Origin of the sequence: Bacillus cereus group sp. MS39, from assembly GCF_040448665.1 — a bacterium.
Classification (GTDB): domain Bacteria; phylum Bacillota; class Bacilli; order Bacillales; family Bacillaceae_G; genus Bacillus_A; species Bacillus_A wiedmannii.
Genome location: NZ_CP123058.1, coordinates 4,624,977 through 4,639,720 on the forward strand (window position 1 = coordinate 4,624,977; position 14,744 = coordinate 4,639,720).

Consider the following 14,744-nt stretch of genomic DNA (forward strand, 5'->3'; position numbering starts at 1 on the left):
TTTAACACTTCTCATTTACTTGTAATTCTTTACTGTACTTTTGAATGAAAATATTGATGAAATAACCATTACCATCCCTACACTCAACCCAATAAGCTGATCCAATAGCATTTCATCATGAATGAACCAGCACAGTAAAAATACACCGCCAAAAATAAGCAACATAGTAAATCCAGTATGTCTAAGCTCTTTATATACATTTTCCATCTGTATCACCACTCCACATACTTTTATCCATATTACACCACATATCCATCAAGCAAACATATTGTCCTCTGGCAGTATGCAGCTACCTTTTGATCATGTGTAACAACTAGCACCGTTTTTCCTTGTTTATGAACCTCTTTTAAAATGCTCATAATTTTTTCTCCATTTTCTTGATCGAGAGCACCAGTCGGTTCATCAGCAAGTATAATTTTTGTATCTTGTGCTAATGCCCTCGCTATCGCTGTCCTTTGCTGTTCTCCTCCAGATAATTCGTGGGGATACTTATTAATATGTCTCTCCAGCCCTACCATCTCAAGCATTTCTTTTGATATTTGTATACGTTTCTTATGAGAAATTTTTCTATATATAAGCGGGAGCATTACATTTTCAATAACTGTATAATCATCTAGTAGCGAAAAGTTTTGAAACACAAATCCAACTTCCTTATTTCTATACTTATGATAGTTTGACTTTAATGTACTCGTATCCATGCCATCTAAAAAATACTTTCCAGTAGAGGGGTTATCAATTAAGCCAATAATATTAAGTAAGGTTGATTTCCCTGAACCAGATGGTCCCATAATGGCTATCATTTCGCCTTTTTCTATTGTAAGATTAATATCTTTTAAAGCACTAAAATTACTCTTTCCGTATCCCTTAGCCACATTTGCGAGCTGAATCATCTATAACACCTCTTTCATATATGTATTTTTTATTTTTAGTACATTGAAATAAATGATTGCATATATAACGAGGATCATTACAAGTGATAAAGCACCTATAACAACCAATGATTCTATAGAGACTTTTAACGTTCCAAAGAAAGATAACATACTATTTTCTAGCCCTTTCTGAATTTCAATTACTCCGCTATTCTCCCATTGAAAATACATAATTCCTATACATATAGATAAAACGAATAACAACATATACTCAATAACAAACGGAAGACATAGTTGAAAAGTACTTGCTCCTAATGCTGATTTAATAGAAATATTTTTACGTTCCATATAAAGCGTGGCCATTGATGTTAATAAAATAGATATAAATGAAAAAGATAAGACTGTACCGCTTAATAATAAGGGATATGACATATTATCACTACCTTGCTTTTCATTTTCTAATAATTTATCCGGATTTGTAACATAATACGAATACCCCTTACCTTCTGTTACCTTTAATACTTTCTTTTGAAATTCATTTATATTTATCTTCTCATTTGTTTCTATAATTAACCCATTGTATAAAAGGTCTACACTATAGAACTCTATTTCTTCTGTTCCAATTGGTAAAATCGCCATGTCATCTAATAATGTAATACGATTATCTGATATTTCACCGCTTCGAGGATATGTAAATGCTGAATTTTTTTCTAAAAAGCCAATTACTTTTAGTTTCATTTTTCCAGATGGTATGATATCACCAATAGATGCCTTTCCTCTATAATTAGCCCCTAATATAACAGGTCTACTATCAAATACTGATTTATGAAATTCCGATTCCTCAAAATATCTTCCTTGTGAAATTCGTATATGAAAGTATTTATTAATATCTTTATCAACAATAAGAGTCTTTATCGTTCCATTTTCTTTTTTTAAACTAAGTGAATAGTTACGGAACAGATAATTAGTTTTATTTGTTATTGGTATCGTATTCGATAACCCTTGAATGAAATGTTGATAATCACTTTTCGCTTTTTCTTCGCTAAACAATGTTATATCTTGCGTCGCATAAAGTTCATAGAAATTTTTATGCGTCGATAAATTATTTGCTACCGTCATCATTTTTCGATATCCCGAAAGATTACTAACAAATTCTATTGCTGAAGAAAATGCAATAATTAAAGAAATTACTATAATCAAACTTGGTAACAATCGTTTTTTCACAGACCGTATAGAATCAAATATAAAAAACATGAAGACCTCCTACGTTCTTAAGTGTTTTCCGGGATATATATTTATAATGTGCTTGATTGGAATTACAGTAACAAAAATTGTAAGAAAAATTATAAAAACAACATTGCATATCAATACATATAGTGTTAACGGTTTTACTAAGTATGTCTCAAAATAAGTATGAATTGTTCCCGAAAATATTTCTAACGTAATAAAAACTAAGAACATCGCTGCTAGAGAAATAAACAAAATTTGAATATATAGTTCGCAGTAAATAGATATATTAGAAGCACCTACTGCTTTTTTTAATGAAATCTCTCTTTCTTTTTTATAAATCCAAAATAAAACCGCAGAAATGCCAGAAACAATCGCAACAAGAATGAATTTATAATAATACTTATTTGCTGAATCTATATGTGTCACATGTAGTTCCTGAAGATCTCGTTCATTCAGTATTTGAACATCTCCCGAAAGCACTTCTTTACTCCTATCCATAAACTTTTTTATTTCTTTATGAATAGATGATGTAGGATTAACAACTGTTAATTGTAATTGTTTACTCGCGATAATACCTTTTTTAGATATAGTAGGTAAGTTTTGAAGTGGAACGTATATTCCTGCTACACCGACGTCACTGTCTTTTCTCGATATAGTTCCTATTTTTTTATATGTATCATCAAATTCATATAGCTCCTCTACATTCGTTTGATCGCCAACAACCATATCGCTTACATTTTCACGATGAAAATATTGTCCTTCAGAAATATATGGCTTCCAATAATAATCATCTTTTAGGTTCACAGCTATGATCTTTGTTGCCCCTGAACTATTTAATGCTTTTAAATGCTCTACGTAAATATCACTTCTAACAAAAGTATCTTGTATGAAAGGAATTACCTCTTCCAATTCAGTTGCATTCGCTATCGGAACAGTTAAAATTTGATTCTTCTCTGGAAAACCGATTTGAAAAGCAGATATAAAGTTTCGTTTAGACTCTGTTAAAAGTGCGGCTATTGATATAGAAAGAAAAGAAATAAAAAATGCCATAAGAAGAATGACTGAAAACAGTTTATTGTTTTTTATATTTTTAAAAGCTAAATACATGTCTCTGCTCCTTTTAGATAAGAAGGAGATGATAAACATCCCCTTCTCCTTATCCAAATATTTATAAAGACAACTGTTTAATGCTTTTTACCACTGTAATCGTAAGTTACCATTACTATCAAAAGTACCTTTGTGTGTATCTTCTTGATAGTCATTATTCTCATTAGCATAATGCTCAGAGTATAGTCCTTTTTGCACCAAAGGCGTTATATGCACCATTACTCACAGTTGCGTTTAATGCTCTTCCAGATTCATGGGATCCTAATTTGTCTGAAGCGCTTTCAATATATGAATTATTTCCATTTGATTTAATAAAAGAAATTGCTACTGAACAACGAGATGCATTTTGATTCGTAGTAGTTTGAGCTCTGTAGGATAGTAGGTTACCGCTTTTGTGACCGCTTAGAGTTGGATAGAATGCATTTGTTGAGATTGATGTTGCTAATATTACTAAAGTCGTAATTGAAAAAACTTTTCCTTTCATTAACAATCACCTCATAAATTTAATAGTTTAGTAGCGCTACATCATCATAATATCCTTCAAATAAATTCTCCTCAATAAGAAACCCGATGTTTTACAAACTCTTTAAACACTTAAACATTAATACATTTTTAAAAAGTAACGTATAAGTAGCAATATAAAAAGGCTGCGGAGAAAATCTTCTCCACAGCCTCATACTTATTTTTGTAAAAACGACTGTAAATCTGCAAACTGTCTCTTTGCATCTTCATAGCCTTGCTCATATAAATTTTGTAGTTTTGCTGTATCTTTTTCCATACGATCTACTTGAAGCGGCACTTCCGGACGAATAACAAATAAATTCCCAGCTTGTTCTTCTTTTTCAATGTAGTGAAGTGTTTCATTATACACTTCATAACGATTCAACATCGTGTTAACAAGGTTCGGATATTTTTTATAAGCTTTCGATGCAATCCAGCCAAATTTTGATTTTTTCTTCGCATAACCATGGTTTCTCGTCAAGATAACGACTGATTTTTCAAACCCATCTTCCTGTGCTTTACGAACTGGAATCGGATCAGAAATCCCGCCATCTAACAATTGCTTACCTCGGTAATTTACTACTGGTGCAATGAAAGGTAATGAACTAGATGCTTGTAATAAATTTAGTGCATCATCATTCGTTCCTTCTTTTTCAAAATAAATAGACCTTCCTGTTTCACAATCCGTCGTCCCTACAAGGAAACGCTCTGGGCTATTAAAGTATGTTTCAAAATCAAACGGTACATGCTTTTCTGGAATCTCATGAAAAATGAAATCCATATCAAATAGCTGACGTTTTCTCCATAAGTTTTTATATGATAAATATTGTGGGTGTGATGCATAATCAATATTGACCGTTTTATTTCTATTTCTTTGTCTGGAAAGATACGACGCTGCATGACAAGCACCAGCTGATACACCGATTACATATGGAAAATATAAATCTTGTTCCATAAAGTATTCTAATATCCCACCCGTATATACACCACGCATACCGCCGCCTTCTAATACTAACCCCGTATTTTCAAGCATGTTATTCTCTCCTCTTTATATATTGACTCTTTAATTATTCACCATGTTAAGTATCTTTTTCTATTATATATGAGTTCTTTTAGAAATTATATTCAAAAGTCTTGAAATGAAGGAGTTTTTTCTTCCAATTATATTTCCAAATGACCGGAGACATCCTTTATAAACCTTTGAATAAAATCTTGCTCTTCTTTCGTATATCCATCTAAAAGTAACAGCCACTTTTCTTCAGCTTGTTTATGCAATTTATCATGAGCTTTATATATTTCATTTCCGCTTTCCGTTAAGCGGAAGAAAATTTCTTTTTGATTATCTAACATTTGCATCTTCTCAACGAATTGCTTTTGAAACAACTTTGTACAAATTTTAGAGATTGCCCCCTTCGTCATTCCCATTTCTGTCGTAATAGCAGTTACATTCATCAGAGCATTTTTTCCGATACACTCGATCACATGTAGTTCAGATAAAGACATACCATTTATACCTGTTTCACGAAGAAACTTCTCATTTTGCCCTTTCAAATGTTCTTCTTTTTTATGCAAAAGTGTACGAATGTCCGAAAGTATTTCCACTTGTTTCATTGTACGTTCCAATCCGTTCGCCCCCCTAGGTTTCCAAAGAAACAATTTAACTATATACCATTTTAAAATCATTTTTTCATATTTACAAGTGAGAAAATTATGTTAAAATAAATTTAGTTTCCTAGGAAACTAAATTATAAGGAGGTTAACATGATGAAAAAATCCAAACTAAATTTCATTTTATATGTTGTCTGTATGAGTGCCTTACTCGGTTCCTTCGCTCAAAATATTTACACACCTATTTTGCCTATGATTCAAGATTCTTTTCACACTTCTCTTTATCTTATAAATTTAACAGTTTCACTTTTCACATTCGTTCTTGCAATTATGCAGCTCATATATGGACCTTTAATTGATACAAAAGGGAGAAAATCTATCCTTATCCCTAGTTTAATCATTAGTACAATTGGTTCAATCGGATGTGCTTTTTCGGCGAACATTTATTTATTTCTATTTTTTAGAACTGTTCAAGCTATAGGAATAGCGGCTATACCTGTAGTCGCAGCAACAATTATAGGCGATTTATTTGAAGGAAAAGAACGCGGAGAAGCAATGAGCCTTTATCAAATGTTACTTGCTCTCGCACCTGCGATTGGCCCTCTCATTGGTGGTTATCTCGGCAGTATAAATGGCCACGTATCCGTATTTCTGTTTTTATCTACACTTGGCATTCTCTTATTCATTATAAACATTTCACTACTTCCAGAAACAAAACCAACTGTAATTAAGCAACCGCAAGCAAAAAAGAAGTACTGGTTTATCTTAAAAAATAAAACTGGATTTTCTATTACTCTTATTGGCTTTATTCAATTTTGTATTTACTTTTGCTTCCTCGTTTTTTTACCGAGTATTTTAACAAATTTATTTCACTTAACTATAAGTAAAATTGGTCTTATATTTGTACCAATGTCCCTTTCCATCATGTTAGGAAGTTATTGCTACAAGTTTTTGCAAAAACGCCTCACGACAAAGCAAGCTTTATTCACTACTAGTTTCTTCAATATTATATGTGTCACTTTATTCTCTTTCACATATAGCATCAACATCCCATTCATCATTATCGGCACCTCTTTATACGGTTTTAGCATGGGACTTTCTATGCCAACTCACACTACTTTATTAACGGAAGAATTCGTACAAGAACGCGCAACAGCCATCGGTATGTACAACTTCATCCGCTATCTCGGTATGGGCACAGGGCCACTTGTAGGTGGATTTCTTGTATTTAATCAAAATTACTTTTGGATTTTCTTCCTAGGTGCAATTACATTTCTATTTATCATTTTATGCGCAATGAAAATGATATGTTTTCAGGCTGTACAAAAAGCAAAATAGAGACCTATAGATGGTCTCTATTCTAAACTCTTTGATCTGCAACGATATGAATATCAATATACTTCGTTTCTCTCATAATTTCATTTACAATTGAACCTTTTCGTATTTCTTCCCAACGTGTTCTTGCCGATTGTCCGAGTAAAATTTGTGTTACTTGTAGTCTTTTCGCGACTTCAATAATAACATCCGCTGGCTTTCTTCCTTTTGCCTCTTCTAAAACAAAACTCGCATCAAATTGATTCGTTAGCAACTTCCACTCTTCAATCGTTTGCTTTTTCCCTGCTGAAAGTGAATCTATATTTTCCCGCTCTACATTTAAGACATACAATTCAGCATTTAACCGATCTGCCATACGCCAACCTCTTCGTATTAACTTCTCTGCTGTTGAACTGTATTGTACACAAACAAGAATTTTTTCTTTTACACCAATCGGTTCTATAACGGTTTGGCTAATTTTCTCGTCCATATCATCTGCCACTTCACGAAGCGATAATTCTCTTAGTGCCCCTAAATTATTAAGCGTAAAGAAATTTTGTAAGCTTTGCTCTATTTTTTCTTCCTTATATATCTTCCCGTCTATTAATCTCTTCCTTAATACTTCCGGCGTTGCATCAACGAGCTGAATTTCATTTGCTTTTTGTAAAATAAAATCTGGAATACGCTCTCTTACTTTTACATTAGTAATTTGAGCTACAATGTCATGTACGCTTTCTAAATGTTGAATATTAAACGCTGATAATACGGATATACCAGCATCTAGCAATTCCTGTACATCCATATAACGTTTCTTATTTTTAGATCCAGGAATATTACTATGCGCAAGTTCATCCACAACAACTACTTGTGGTGCACGTTTTATAATTCCTTCTACATCGAGTTCATAAAATACTTTCCCTTTATAATCTATTTCTTTTAAAGGAATTTTTTCTAAATCAGCAATTGCTTCTTCTGTCTCTTTTCTTCCATGCGTTTCAATTAAACCAATTACAATATCCATACCGTCTTTTTTCATCTCTCTTGCATCAAAGAGCATTTTATAACTTTTCCCTACTCCTGGAGCTGCTCCTACATATAGCTTTAACTTCCCGCGGTTTTGCTGACGAATATATTCTAAATACTCTTCTGGTGTTCGCCTTTGAAACGTCGGTTTATAGTCATCCGCATACAACACATTCACAACCTTTCTTTCGAAACAACGCTACCTCAATCCGTTAGATTGAGGTAGCACTGTTACTATTTCATTAGTTTCTTTAATTCTAAATTTAACTTTAGGACGTTCACGCGGTTTTCTCCAAATAAGCCAAGTGCCGCACCTTCCGTTTGATCTTTAATCAATTGATTTAACGTTTCTTTCGGAATTTTCGTTATTTTCGAGATACGCTCTACCTGTACAGAAGCTGCCTTCGGACTAATATCAGGATCAAGCCCTGAACCTGAATTTGTCACTAAATCGATCGGCACTTCTGTAACTGGAACAGCCCGGTTTTGTTTCTTCCACTCTTCAATACTTTTCTCTACTCGTTTCTCTAAATCTGGATTAGACGGTGCATAGTTATTTGAACCAGATGCTTCTGCCTTATATTCAATACTAGAAACACGCCCATGAAAATAACGTGGATCTGTGAAATTTTGACCGATTAATGTAGAACCAATCACTTCATTTTTATCATTATATATTAGACTTCCATCCGCATTATCCTTCATTACTGCTTGTGCAATACCAGTAACAATAAGCGGGTATACAAGGCCGCACAACACTAAAAATGTAAAAGTAATGCGGACAATTGGTGATAGTATACTTTGTTTCTTCGCCATCTTTTTCCCCTCTTCCTTATATAAACAAGCCGACAATTATATCAATTACTTTAATTCCAATGAACGGTACAATAACCCCACCAAGTCCATAAATAAGTAGGTTTCGGCCAAGTAGTGCATTCGAACTCATCGGTTTATATGCGATACCTTTCATCGCTAACGGAATGAGTAACGGAATAATAACAGCATTAAATATTAGTGCTGATAAAATCGCTGACAGTGGTGATGTTAGTTTCATAATGTTTAATGCTTCCATTTGCGGAATCGCAAGTGTAAACATCGCTGGAATGATTGCAAAATATTTTGCGATATCATTCGCAATACTAAACGTCGTTAACGCACCACGCGTCATTAACAATTGCTTACCGATTCCTACAACCTCAATAATTTTTGTCGGGTTCGAATCTAAATCAATCATATTCGCTGCTTCTTTCGCAGCTGTCGTACCACTATTCATTGCTAATCCAACGTCAGCCTGCGCTAGTGCCGGCGCATCATTTGTACCATCACCTGTCATCGCTACAAGTTTCCCTTTATCTTGCTCTGCTTTAATAACCGCAATTTTATCTTCTGGTTTACACTCAGCAACGAATTCATCTACCCCTGCTTCTTTTGCAATTGTCGCTGCTGTTAATGGGTTATCGCCTGTACACATAACTGTTTTAATCCCCATTTGACGCAATTGTTCAAAACGCTCACGCATACCAGGTTTTACTGTATCCTTTAAATAAATTAAACCGTAAATACGATTATCCACTGCAACTACAAGTGGTGTCCCGCCCTCTTTTGAAATGAAATCTGCTTTTTGATTTACATCTTTCGGAATCGTTCCACCTTGTGACTGAACCCATTCAATAACGCTACCTACAGCACCTTTCCTCACTTTCGTTCCGTCCTGTAAATCAACACCACTCATTCTCGTTTCTGCTTTAAATGGAACAAATTCACCTTGTTCTGCAATTTCTCGATTATATGATATAGACTTCGTTTTTACATATTCTATAACTGATCGACCTTCTGGTGTTTCATCTAAAACTGAACTAATCGCAGCCCATTTTCCTACTTGCTCAATCGTTTCATTTCCTACAGGAAGTAATGTATGTGCCATTCGGTTCCCGAAAGTAATCGTACCTGTTTTATCTAAAATAATTGTATTAATATCACCTGCAGCTTCTACTGCTTTACCCGACATCGCTAACACATTGAACTTTGTCACCCGGTCCATCCCAGCAATACCAATTGCTGATAACAACCCACCAATTGTCGTTGGAATTAAACAAACTAACAATGCGACAAGTACAGCTGTATCAATTTGAAACCCTAAATAGTTTGTAAAGATCGGCAACGTCACAACAACGATTAAGAAAATAAGCGTTAAGCTCGTTAATACTGTATTTAAAGCAATTTCATTCGGCGTTTTTTGACGAGCAGCGCCTTCTACTAACGAAATCATTTTATCAATAAATGATTCACCAGGATTACTCGTAATGACAATTGTAATCTCATCACTTACGACCATCGTTCCGCCTGTTACGGAACAAAAATCACCGCCCGCTTCTTTTATTACAGGAGCTGATTCACCTGTAATCGCAGATTCATCTACAGAAGCTAACCCTTTCATTACTTCACCATCACTTGGGATCATCTCACCTTGCTTTACAATAACAACGTCACCTTTTCTCAAATCAGTTGCTGAAACTTGAACAATGTCCCCATTTTCTTTCACCACATTTGCAAACACATCTTTCTTCGACTGTTTTAAAGAATCGGCTTGCGCTTTCCCCCGCCCTTCTGCTAACGCCTCTGCAAAGTTAGCAAATAAAACTGTAAATAAGAGAATGAGAGAAACTGTTATATTAAACCACCCTGGTACACTACTAGCACTACTTGGAAGAAACGATAAAATGAACGTAATGATAAATCCAATTTCCACAACGAACATAATCGGATTCTTTATCATGACTTTCGGATTCAATTTCGCAAAAGATTGTTTCATCGCATGTGTTACGATATCACGATCCATCGTTTTCGCTTGTCTAACCTCATCTTCTATAGCATGTATTTGTGACTGATTTACTTGTTTTTCTTTTACTACTACCGGTCTCATCATTTACCCTCCATTACTTCAATGTAAGAAATTCTGCAATTGGGCCAAGTACTAACATCGGGAAGAATGTTAACGCACCGACAATTACAATCGTTCCGATGAAGATGCCACCAAATAAACCATTATCTGTACGGAACGTTCCGACTGTTTCTGGTACTACCGTCTTCTCTTTCAACGAAGCTGCCACAGCTAACATCGTAATTAAACTGAAATAGCGTCCTAAAAACATAACTAAACCAGTTGTAATATTCCAAAACGGTGTATTATCTGCTAAACCTTCAAATCCAGATCCGTTATTCGCAGCTGACGATGTGTATTCATATACAACTTGCGTTAAACCGTGGAAACCGGAATGTGAGATAGCATCTGTTCCTAAACTTGTTGAAAGAGCTAATGCTGAAAATCCTAAAATAAGCAATGGATGGAATAAAATCGTTACCGCAATTAATTTCATTTCCTTACCTTCAATTTTCTTACCTAAAAACTCCGGTGTCCGTCCAACCATTAAGCCAGATATAAATACTGCAATAATGGCATACATAATAATGTTTACAAAACCTGCTCCAACACCGCCATATACTGTGTTTAACATCATATTTACGAGTGGAACTAGACCGCCAATTGGTGTTAATGTATCATGCATCGTATTAACAGCCCCTGTTTCAGCAGCTGTCGTTACAGTCGCATAAAGAGAAGAAAATACTGTTCCAAATCGGACTTCTTTTCCTTCTGTACTTCCTTGTACATGTTCGATACCCATTCCATTTAACGCTGGATTTCCATGTAATTCCGATGTCGTAATCGTTATAAATCCAAGTAAAAACACCATAAATAGTGATACGAAAAGGATACGACCTTGTTTTTTATTCCCTACCATTCGTCCGTACGTAAATGGAAGTGCTGTTGGCAATAGCATCATAAGCATCATTTGCAAAATATTACTCATTTGTCCTGGATTTTCAAAAGGATGTGTAGAGTTTGCTCCGAAAAATCCACCGCCGTTATTCCCAAGTTCCTTAATGGAAACAAATGATGCAACTGGCCCGCGTAATATACTTTGCTTTGCCCCATCAATCGTTTGTGCCGTAACTGCACCGTCTAACGTTTGTGGTACACCGAGTGTGACAAAGACTAGCGCCGCAATAAATGCGATAGGAAGAAATACTCTCGTTAGTGCTCTCGTAAAATCAACGAAAAAGTTACCGAGTTCTTTTCCAGCGAGCCCTCTTATAAATGCCATAACGAGTGCTAACGTCGTTGCCGGTGCTGCAAACATTAAAAATGTAATTCCGATTAATTGTGATAAATAAGATAAACCATTTTCACCGCTATAATGCTGTAAGTTTGTATCAGCCATAAAACTAATTGCTGTATTAAAAGCAAGCGTAGGCTCCATTCCTTCAATGTGTGCTGGATTTAATGGCAATACTCCTTGTAGTCTGAAAATGAAATATACGACAACAATCATAAATCCATTTAATAAAACTAATGACAATGCGTACTGTTTCCACGTTTGATTGTATTCTTTTACACCCGTAATTTTAAAAATAAGTTTTTCAAAAGGCCCGAATACTTTATCTAGCTTTTGACTACCTTGAAAGGCTTTCTCTAAATATATCCCCATTGGCTTTGCCACAAGAATAAACAACAGCATGGTAATAACAACTGCGACCCAAATCATAATGAATGATTCCCCCTAATTAAAACTTCTCTGGATTTAATAATGCATACACTAAGTACACCGTAATTGCTGCAACAATAACCGATAAGGCAATCATCATGATTGCTTCCCTTCTTTCACAACTTTATCTGACCAACTTGCAAGACTTGCCATCGATGCGACTAACACAACAAAAATCCCGATCATTACAACATCTAACATAACTACCCCTCACCTTTTGTTAAAATTTACCATTTAGTTATCAAAAAAAGAACACTAAGCTCTACTTAGTGTTCGAAATGAACAACACAAAGTAAACCTCCTCTCTAAACGCTTACGAGGTTAGCTGTCGGATTCGGGCCTAAAGAGTAGCCCTACTTTCAAAACTGAAAGATTCACCCCAAGTGACGATGCACAAAATTGGTTCCCCCGCTCCATTTCTGGAACTCAGCGATTTTAGGTTTTTTTGGAAATTTTATGAATGATTTATGAGAGTAAATATACTCCTCTATATTTCACTTGTAAAGAGGCAAATTACTGAAAATAAGAAAATATCCGTCTGTTTAAACGCTTACATTGAGTATTATTAATATTCTTTCATCTGTTTTCTCGTCTTTTCTTTCTTTTTCACATAAATGATCTTTTAAATACGAAATAAAAAGAGCGAATGACATGAAGTGCATAGCTTGTTGCACTTAGCATTCGCTCTTTTTTATTCACTATTTATTCTCCTCGTAAAAAAGCACGTAAATTTCTCCCGCGAATATAAACTTGTGACAATTCTGCATGTAGTTGCTCATATTCGATAACATCTGTTTTTAAATATAAAGCGTCTTTCGATGGCAATATAATATAGGGCCTTGGAAAAATAGGATCAAGCATCACCAATTCTTGAACTCGCTCTACCGATACCGCCCAACGATTCGCTATATCTCCTAATAACAACACCTTCATCTTCTTCTCCCCCGCCCTATTCAAAAAATAAAAAAGAAATATTATCACAATTTGTAAACACGACAAATGTAGCTCCAATTGTTTCATAGAGCCTCGCTGGATATCGTTTATTCCTTGTAACAACAGTAATAGGTGCTTGAAAAGAAAAGCGAATGTGTTCTGTAAAGAAACTAATAATTGGAAGCTCATCCCCTAGTAAAATCACCTTCTTAATACACTCACAAATACTAGTAAAATCCTGCTCCTTACTACAACTATACGTCCAATCAAACCCACAATTCCTCACTTCAGCCGCTATCTCTTCATTTGCTGTAAAAATAATTAACTCATGTTGAAATGCTACTAAATCTATTAAACTATTTACCTTGCTTTCTTCTCCAACACAAATAAGTGTTAGTTCCATGTACCTCATCCTCCTTAGCATAAAAGAACTCAAACATAGATTGATATTCCCCTATACTAATCAGATCGATGAAGTGATGTATCCATCATGGCACCGTCCTCTCTCAAGACGCTTACGAAGTTAGCTGTCGGATTCGGGCTTTGAGAGTAGCCCTACTTTCAAAATTGAAAGATTCACCCCTAGTGACACTGCACAAATTGGTTCCTCCGCTCCATACAATCGGACTCAGCGTTTACAAAAAAATATATTCTGGCTGATATATTACTCCTGTATTTGGAAAAAGTAAACAGAAAAAAAGCCAGTTATAAAACTGACTTTTTACTTACCTAAGCACGCGTTTTATTCAATTTATATGCAAAATGATTCGTCGGTCCATGACCACTACCAATATTCAACGGCTCTTCAATTGCTATACTAATAAATCGTTTTGCTTCTTGAACTGCCTCTTCAATCGAGTAGCCTTTCGCAAGTCCTGCTGTAACCGCTGAAGCAAATGTGCACCCGCTTCCGTGCGTTTGCTTTGAAGGAATTCGTTCACTTCTAAATTCGATAAACGTTTTCCCATCAAAGAGTAAATCAATTACTTCATTACCTTGATACTCTGCATGGCCGCCCTTCATAAGTACGTATTTCGCACCTAATTCATGCAGTACTTTCGCAGCTTCCTTACTATCTTCAACATTATGAATTTCCATCCCAGTTAACACTTCTGCTTCAGGAACATTCGGCGTTACAACTGTTGCTACTGGTAATAAATATTCCTTTAATGCTTGTACTGCTTCTTGTTGTAATAATGATGCACCGCCCTTAGCAATCATAACAGGATCTAGTACAATATTATTCCACCCAAATTTATTAATATGTTCTGCTACAATTTGAATAATTTCACTGCTAAATAACATTCCTAGTTTCACAGCATCTGGTGTTAAATCCGTACCAATTGAATTCAGCTGTTCCGTAATACCTTCTAACGGAACTGGATATACCCCTTGAACGCCCAGCGTATTTTGAGCAGTAATTGCCGTAATAGCCGTCATCCCATACACACCAAGCTCTTGGAATGTTTTTAAATCTGCTTGAATGCCGGCACCGCCTCCACTATCAGATCCTGCAATTGTTAAAGCTTTATTTACTTTCATCCCACTCATCCTT

Annotated in this window: 15 protein-coding genes, 2 pseudogenes and 2 riboswitches; of the genes and pseudogenes, 1 reads left to right on the plus strand and 16 read right to left on the minus strand. The window is 35.1% G+C overall.

The genetic code is table 11. From position 1 onward, the window contains the following. Position 1 precedes the first annotated feature (1 nt). From QEP67_RS24040 to QEP67_RS24070, 7 genes and pseudogenes are all read right to left on the minus strand, one after another. Positions 2-207: pseudogene (locus QEP67_RS24040) on the minus strand (hypothetical protein). Between the two features lie 32 nt (positions 208-239). Continuing rightward, positions 240-890, minus strand: coding sequence for an ABC transporter ATP-binding protein (locus QEP67_RS24045; RefSeq protein WP_000615291.1), 651 nt, complete (start codon positions 888-890; stop codon positions 240-242). Beyond that, on the minus strand, positions 891-2,123 hold the full coding sequence (locus QEP67_RS24050; RefSeq protein ID WP_000465077.1) for an ABC transporter permease: 1,233 nt from the start codon (positions 2,121-2,123) through the stop codon (positions 891-893). Between the two features lie 9 nt (positions 2,124-2,132). Beyond that, complete coding sequence (locus QEP67_RS24055) at positions 2,133-3,206, minus strand: ABC transporter permease (protein WP_000280214.1); 1,074 nt, start codon at positions 3,204-3,206, stop codon at positions 2,133-2,135. Between the two features lie 87 nt (positions 3,207-3,293). Next, positions 3,294-3,690 (minus strand): annotated as a pseudogene (locus QEP67_RS24060) (hypothetical protein). Between the two features lie 195 nt (positions 3,691-3,885). Beyond that, entirely contained in the window at positions 3,886-4,740 is an 855-nt protein-coding gene (locus QEP67_RS24065; protein ID WP_000892701.1) for a patatin family protein, read from the minus strand. A gap of 128 nt (positions 4,741-4,868) precedes the next feature. Next, the gene (locus tag QEP67_RS24070) at positions 4,869-5,330 is read right to left on the minus strand and encodes a MarR family transcriptional regulator (RefSeq protein ID WP_000442576.1); all 462 of its coding nucleotides are present in this window, start codon (positions 5,328-5,330) and stop codon (positions 4,869-4,871) included. Positions 5,331-5,471: 141 nt separating this feature from the next. On the opposite strand from QEP67_RS24070, the gene QEP67_RS24075 reads away from it, so the two are divergent. Next, positions 5,472-6,653: an MFS transporter gene (locus QEP67_RS24075; RefSeq protein WP_000748714.1), complete on the plus strand. Its 1,182-nt coding sequence runs from the start codon at positions 5,472-5,474 to the stop codon at positions 6,651-6,653. 22 nt (positions 6,654-6,675) lie between these two features. Here the strand turns inward: QEP67_RS24075 and kdpDN are convergent, their stop codons facing one another. From kdpDN to thiD, 9 genes are all read right to left on the minus strand, one after another. Next, the gene (kdpDN, locus tag QEP67_RS24080) at positions 6,676-7,830 is read right to left on the minus strand and encodes a KdpD-like non-kinase potassium sensor (RefSeq protein ID WP_074651424.1); all 1,155 of its coding nucleotides are present in this window, start codon (positions 7,828-7,830) and stop codon (positions 6,676-6,678) included. Between the two features lie 56 nt (positions 7,831-7,886). After that, the gene (kdpC, locus tag QEP67_RS24085; protein ID WP_001085571.1) at positions 7,887-8,468 is read right to left on the minus strand and encodes a K(+)-transporting ATPase subunit C; all 582 of its coding nucleotides are present in this window, start codon (positions 8,466-8,468) and stop codon (positions 7,887-7,889) included. 16 nt (positions 8,469-8,484) lie between these two features. Further along, on the minus strand, positions 8,485-10,575 hold the full coding sequence (gene kdpB, locus QEP67_RS24090) for a potassium-transporting ATPase subunit KdpB (protein WP_001248010.1): 2,091 nt from the start codon (positions 10,573-10,575) through the stop codon (positions 8,485-8,487). A 13-nt stretch (positions 10,576-10,588) separates the two neighbouring features. Beyond that, a complete protein-coding gene (kdpA, locus tag QEP67_RS24095; protein WP_000638336.1) occupies positions 10,589-12,256 on the minus strand; it encodes a potassium-transporting ATPase subunit KdpA in 1,668 nt (555 codons plus the stop codon). 19 nt (positions 12,257-12,275) lie between these two features. After that, positions 12,276-12,356, minus strand: a complete 81-nt coding sequence (gene kdpF, locus QEP67_RS24100; RefSeq protein ID WP_000972378.1) for a K(+)-transporting ATPase subunit F — start codon at positions 12,354-12,356, stop codon at positions 12,276-12,278. Then, positions 12,353-12,457 carry a SipW-dependent-type signal peptide-containing protein gene (locus QEP67_RS24105; protein WP_000887889.1) on the minus strand — a complete coding sequence of 35 codons (105 nt, stop codon included), beginning with the start codon at positions 12,455-12,457 and terminating at the stop codon, positions 12,353-12,355. Before QEP67_RS24105 ends, kdpF begins: the two co-directional genes overlap by 4 nt. Before the next feature lie 95 nt (positions 12,458-12,552). Continuing rightward, positions 12,553-12,698, minus strand: a riboswitch (cyclic di-AMP (ydaO/yuaA leader). Between the two features lie 260 nt (positions 12,699-12,958). Next, positions 12,959-13,189, minus strand: coding sequence for a hypothetical protein (locus QEP67_RS24110; RefSeq protein WP_000866307.1), 231 nt, complete (start codon positions 13,187-13,189; stop codon positions 12,959-12,961). 16 nt (positions 13,190-13,205) lie between these two features. Next, complete coding sequence (locus QEP67_RS24115) at positions 13,206-13,592, minus strand: hypothetical protein (protein ID WP_000424073.1); 387 nt, start codon at positions 13,590-13,592, stop codon at positions 13,206-13,208. A gap of 93 nt (positions 13,593-13,685) precedes the next feature. Next, a riboswitch (cyclic di-AMP (ydaO/yuaA leader) is annotated at positions 13,686-13,833 on the minus strand. A gap of 85 nt (positions 13,834-13,918) precedes the next feature. Continuing rightward, positions 13,919-14,740: a bifunctional hydroxymethylpyrimidine kinase/phosphomethylpyrimidine kinase gene (thiD, locus tag QEP67_RS24120; RefSeq protein WP_074651422.1), complete on the minus strand. Its 822-nt coding sequence runs from the start codon at positions 14,738-14,740 to the stop codon at positions 13,919-13,921. Positions 14,741-14,744: the final 4 nt, after the last annotated feature.

Excerpts from the sequence above, each read along its gene's own strand:
- QEP67_RS24045 (WP_000615291.1), bottom strand. The coding sequence starts at position 890 with ATGATTCAGCTCGCAAATGTGGCTAAGGGATACGGAAAGAGTAATTTT.
- QEP67_RS24050 (WP_000465077.1), bottom strand. The coding sequence starts at position 2,123 with ATGTTTTTTATATTTGATTCTATACGGTCTGTGAAAAAACGATTGTTA.
- QEP67_RS24055 (WP_000280214.1), bottom strand. The coding sequence starts at position 3,206 with ATGTATTTAGCTTTTAAAAATATAAAAAACAATAAACTGTTTTCAGTC.
- QEP67_RS24065 (WP_000892701.1), bottom strand. The coding sequence starts at position 4,740 with ATGCTTGAAAATACGGGGTTAGTATTAGAAGGCGGCGGTATGCGTGGT.
- QEP67_RS24075 (WP_000748714.1), top strand. The coding sequence starts at position 5,472 with ATGAAAAAATCCAAACTAAATTTCATTTTATATGTTGTCTGTATGAGT.
- kdpC (WP_001085571.1), bottom strand. The coding sequence starts at position 8,468 with ATGGCGAAGAAACAAAGTATACTATCACCAATTGTCCGCATTACTTTT.
- kdpB (WP_001248010.1), bottom strand. The coding sequence starts at position 10,575 with ATGAGACCGGTAGTAGTAAAAGAAAAACAAGTAAATCAGTCACAAATA.
- kdpA (WP_000638336.1), bottom strand. The coding sequence starts at position 12,256 with ATGATTTGGGTCGCAGTTGTTATTACCATGCTGTTGTTTATTCTTGTG.
- kdpF (WP_000972378.1), bottom strand. The coding sequence starts at position 12,356 with ATGATGATTGCCTTATCGGTTATTGTTGCAGCAATTACGGTGTACTTA.
- QEP67_RS24105 (WP_000887889.1), bottom strand. The coding sequence starts at position 12,457 with ATGTTAGATGTTGTAATGATCGGGATTTTTGTTGTGTTAGTCGCATCG.
- QEP67_RS24110 (WP_000866307.1), bottom strand. The coding sequence starts at position 13,189 with ATGAAGGTGTTGTTATTAGGAGATATAGCGAATCGTTGGGCGGTATCG.
- QEP67_RS24115 (WP_000424073.1), bottom strand. The coding sequence starts at position 13,592 with ATGGAACTAACACTTATTTGTGTTGGAGAAGAAAGCAAGGTAAATAGT.
- thiD (WP_074651422.1), bottom strand. The coding sequence starts at position 14,740 with ATGAGTGGGATGAAAGTAAATAAAGCTTTAACAATTGCAGGATCTGAT.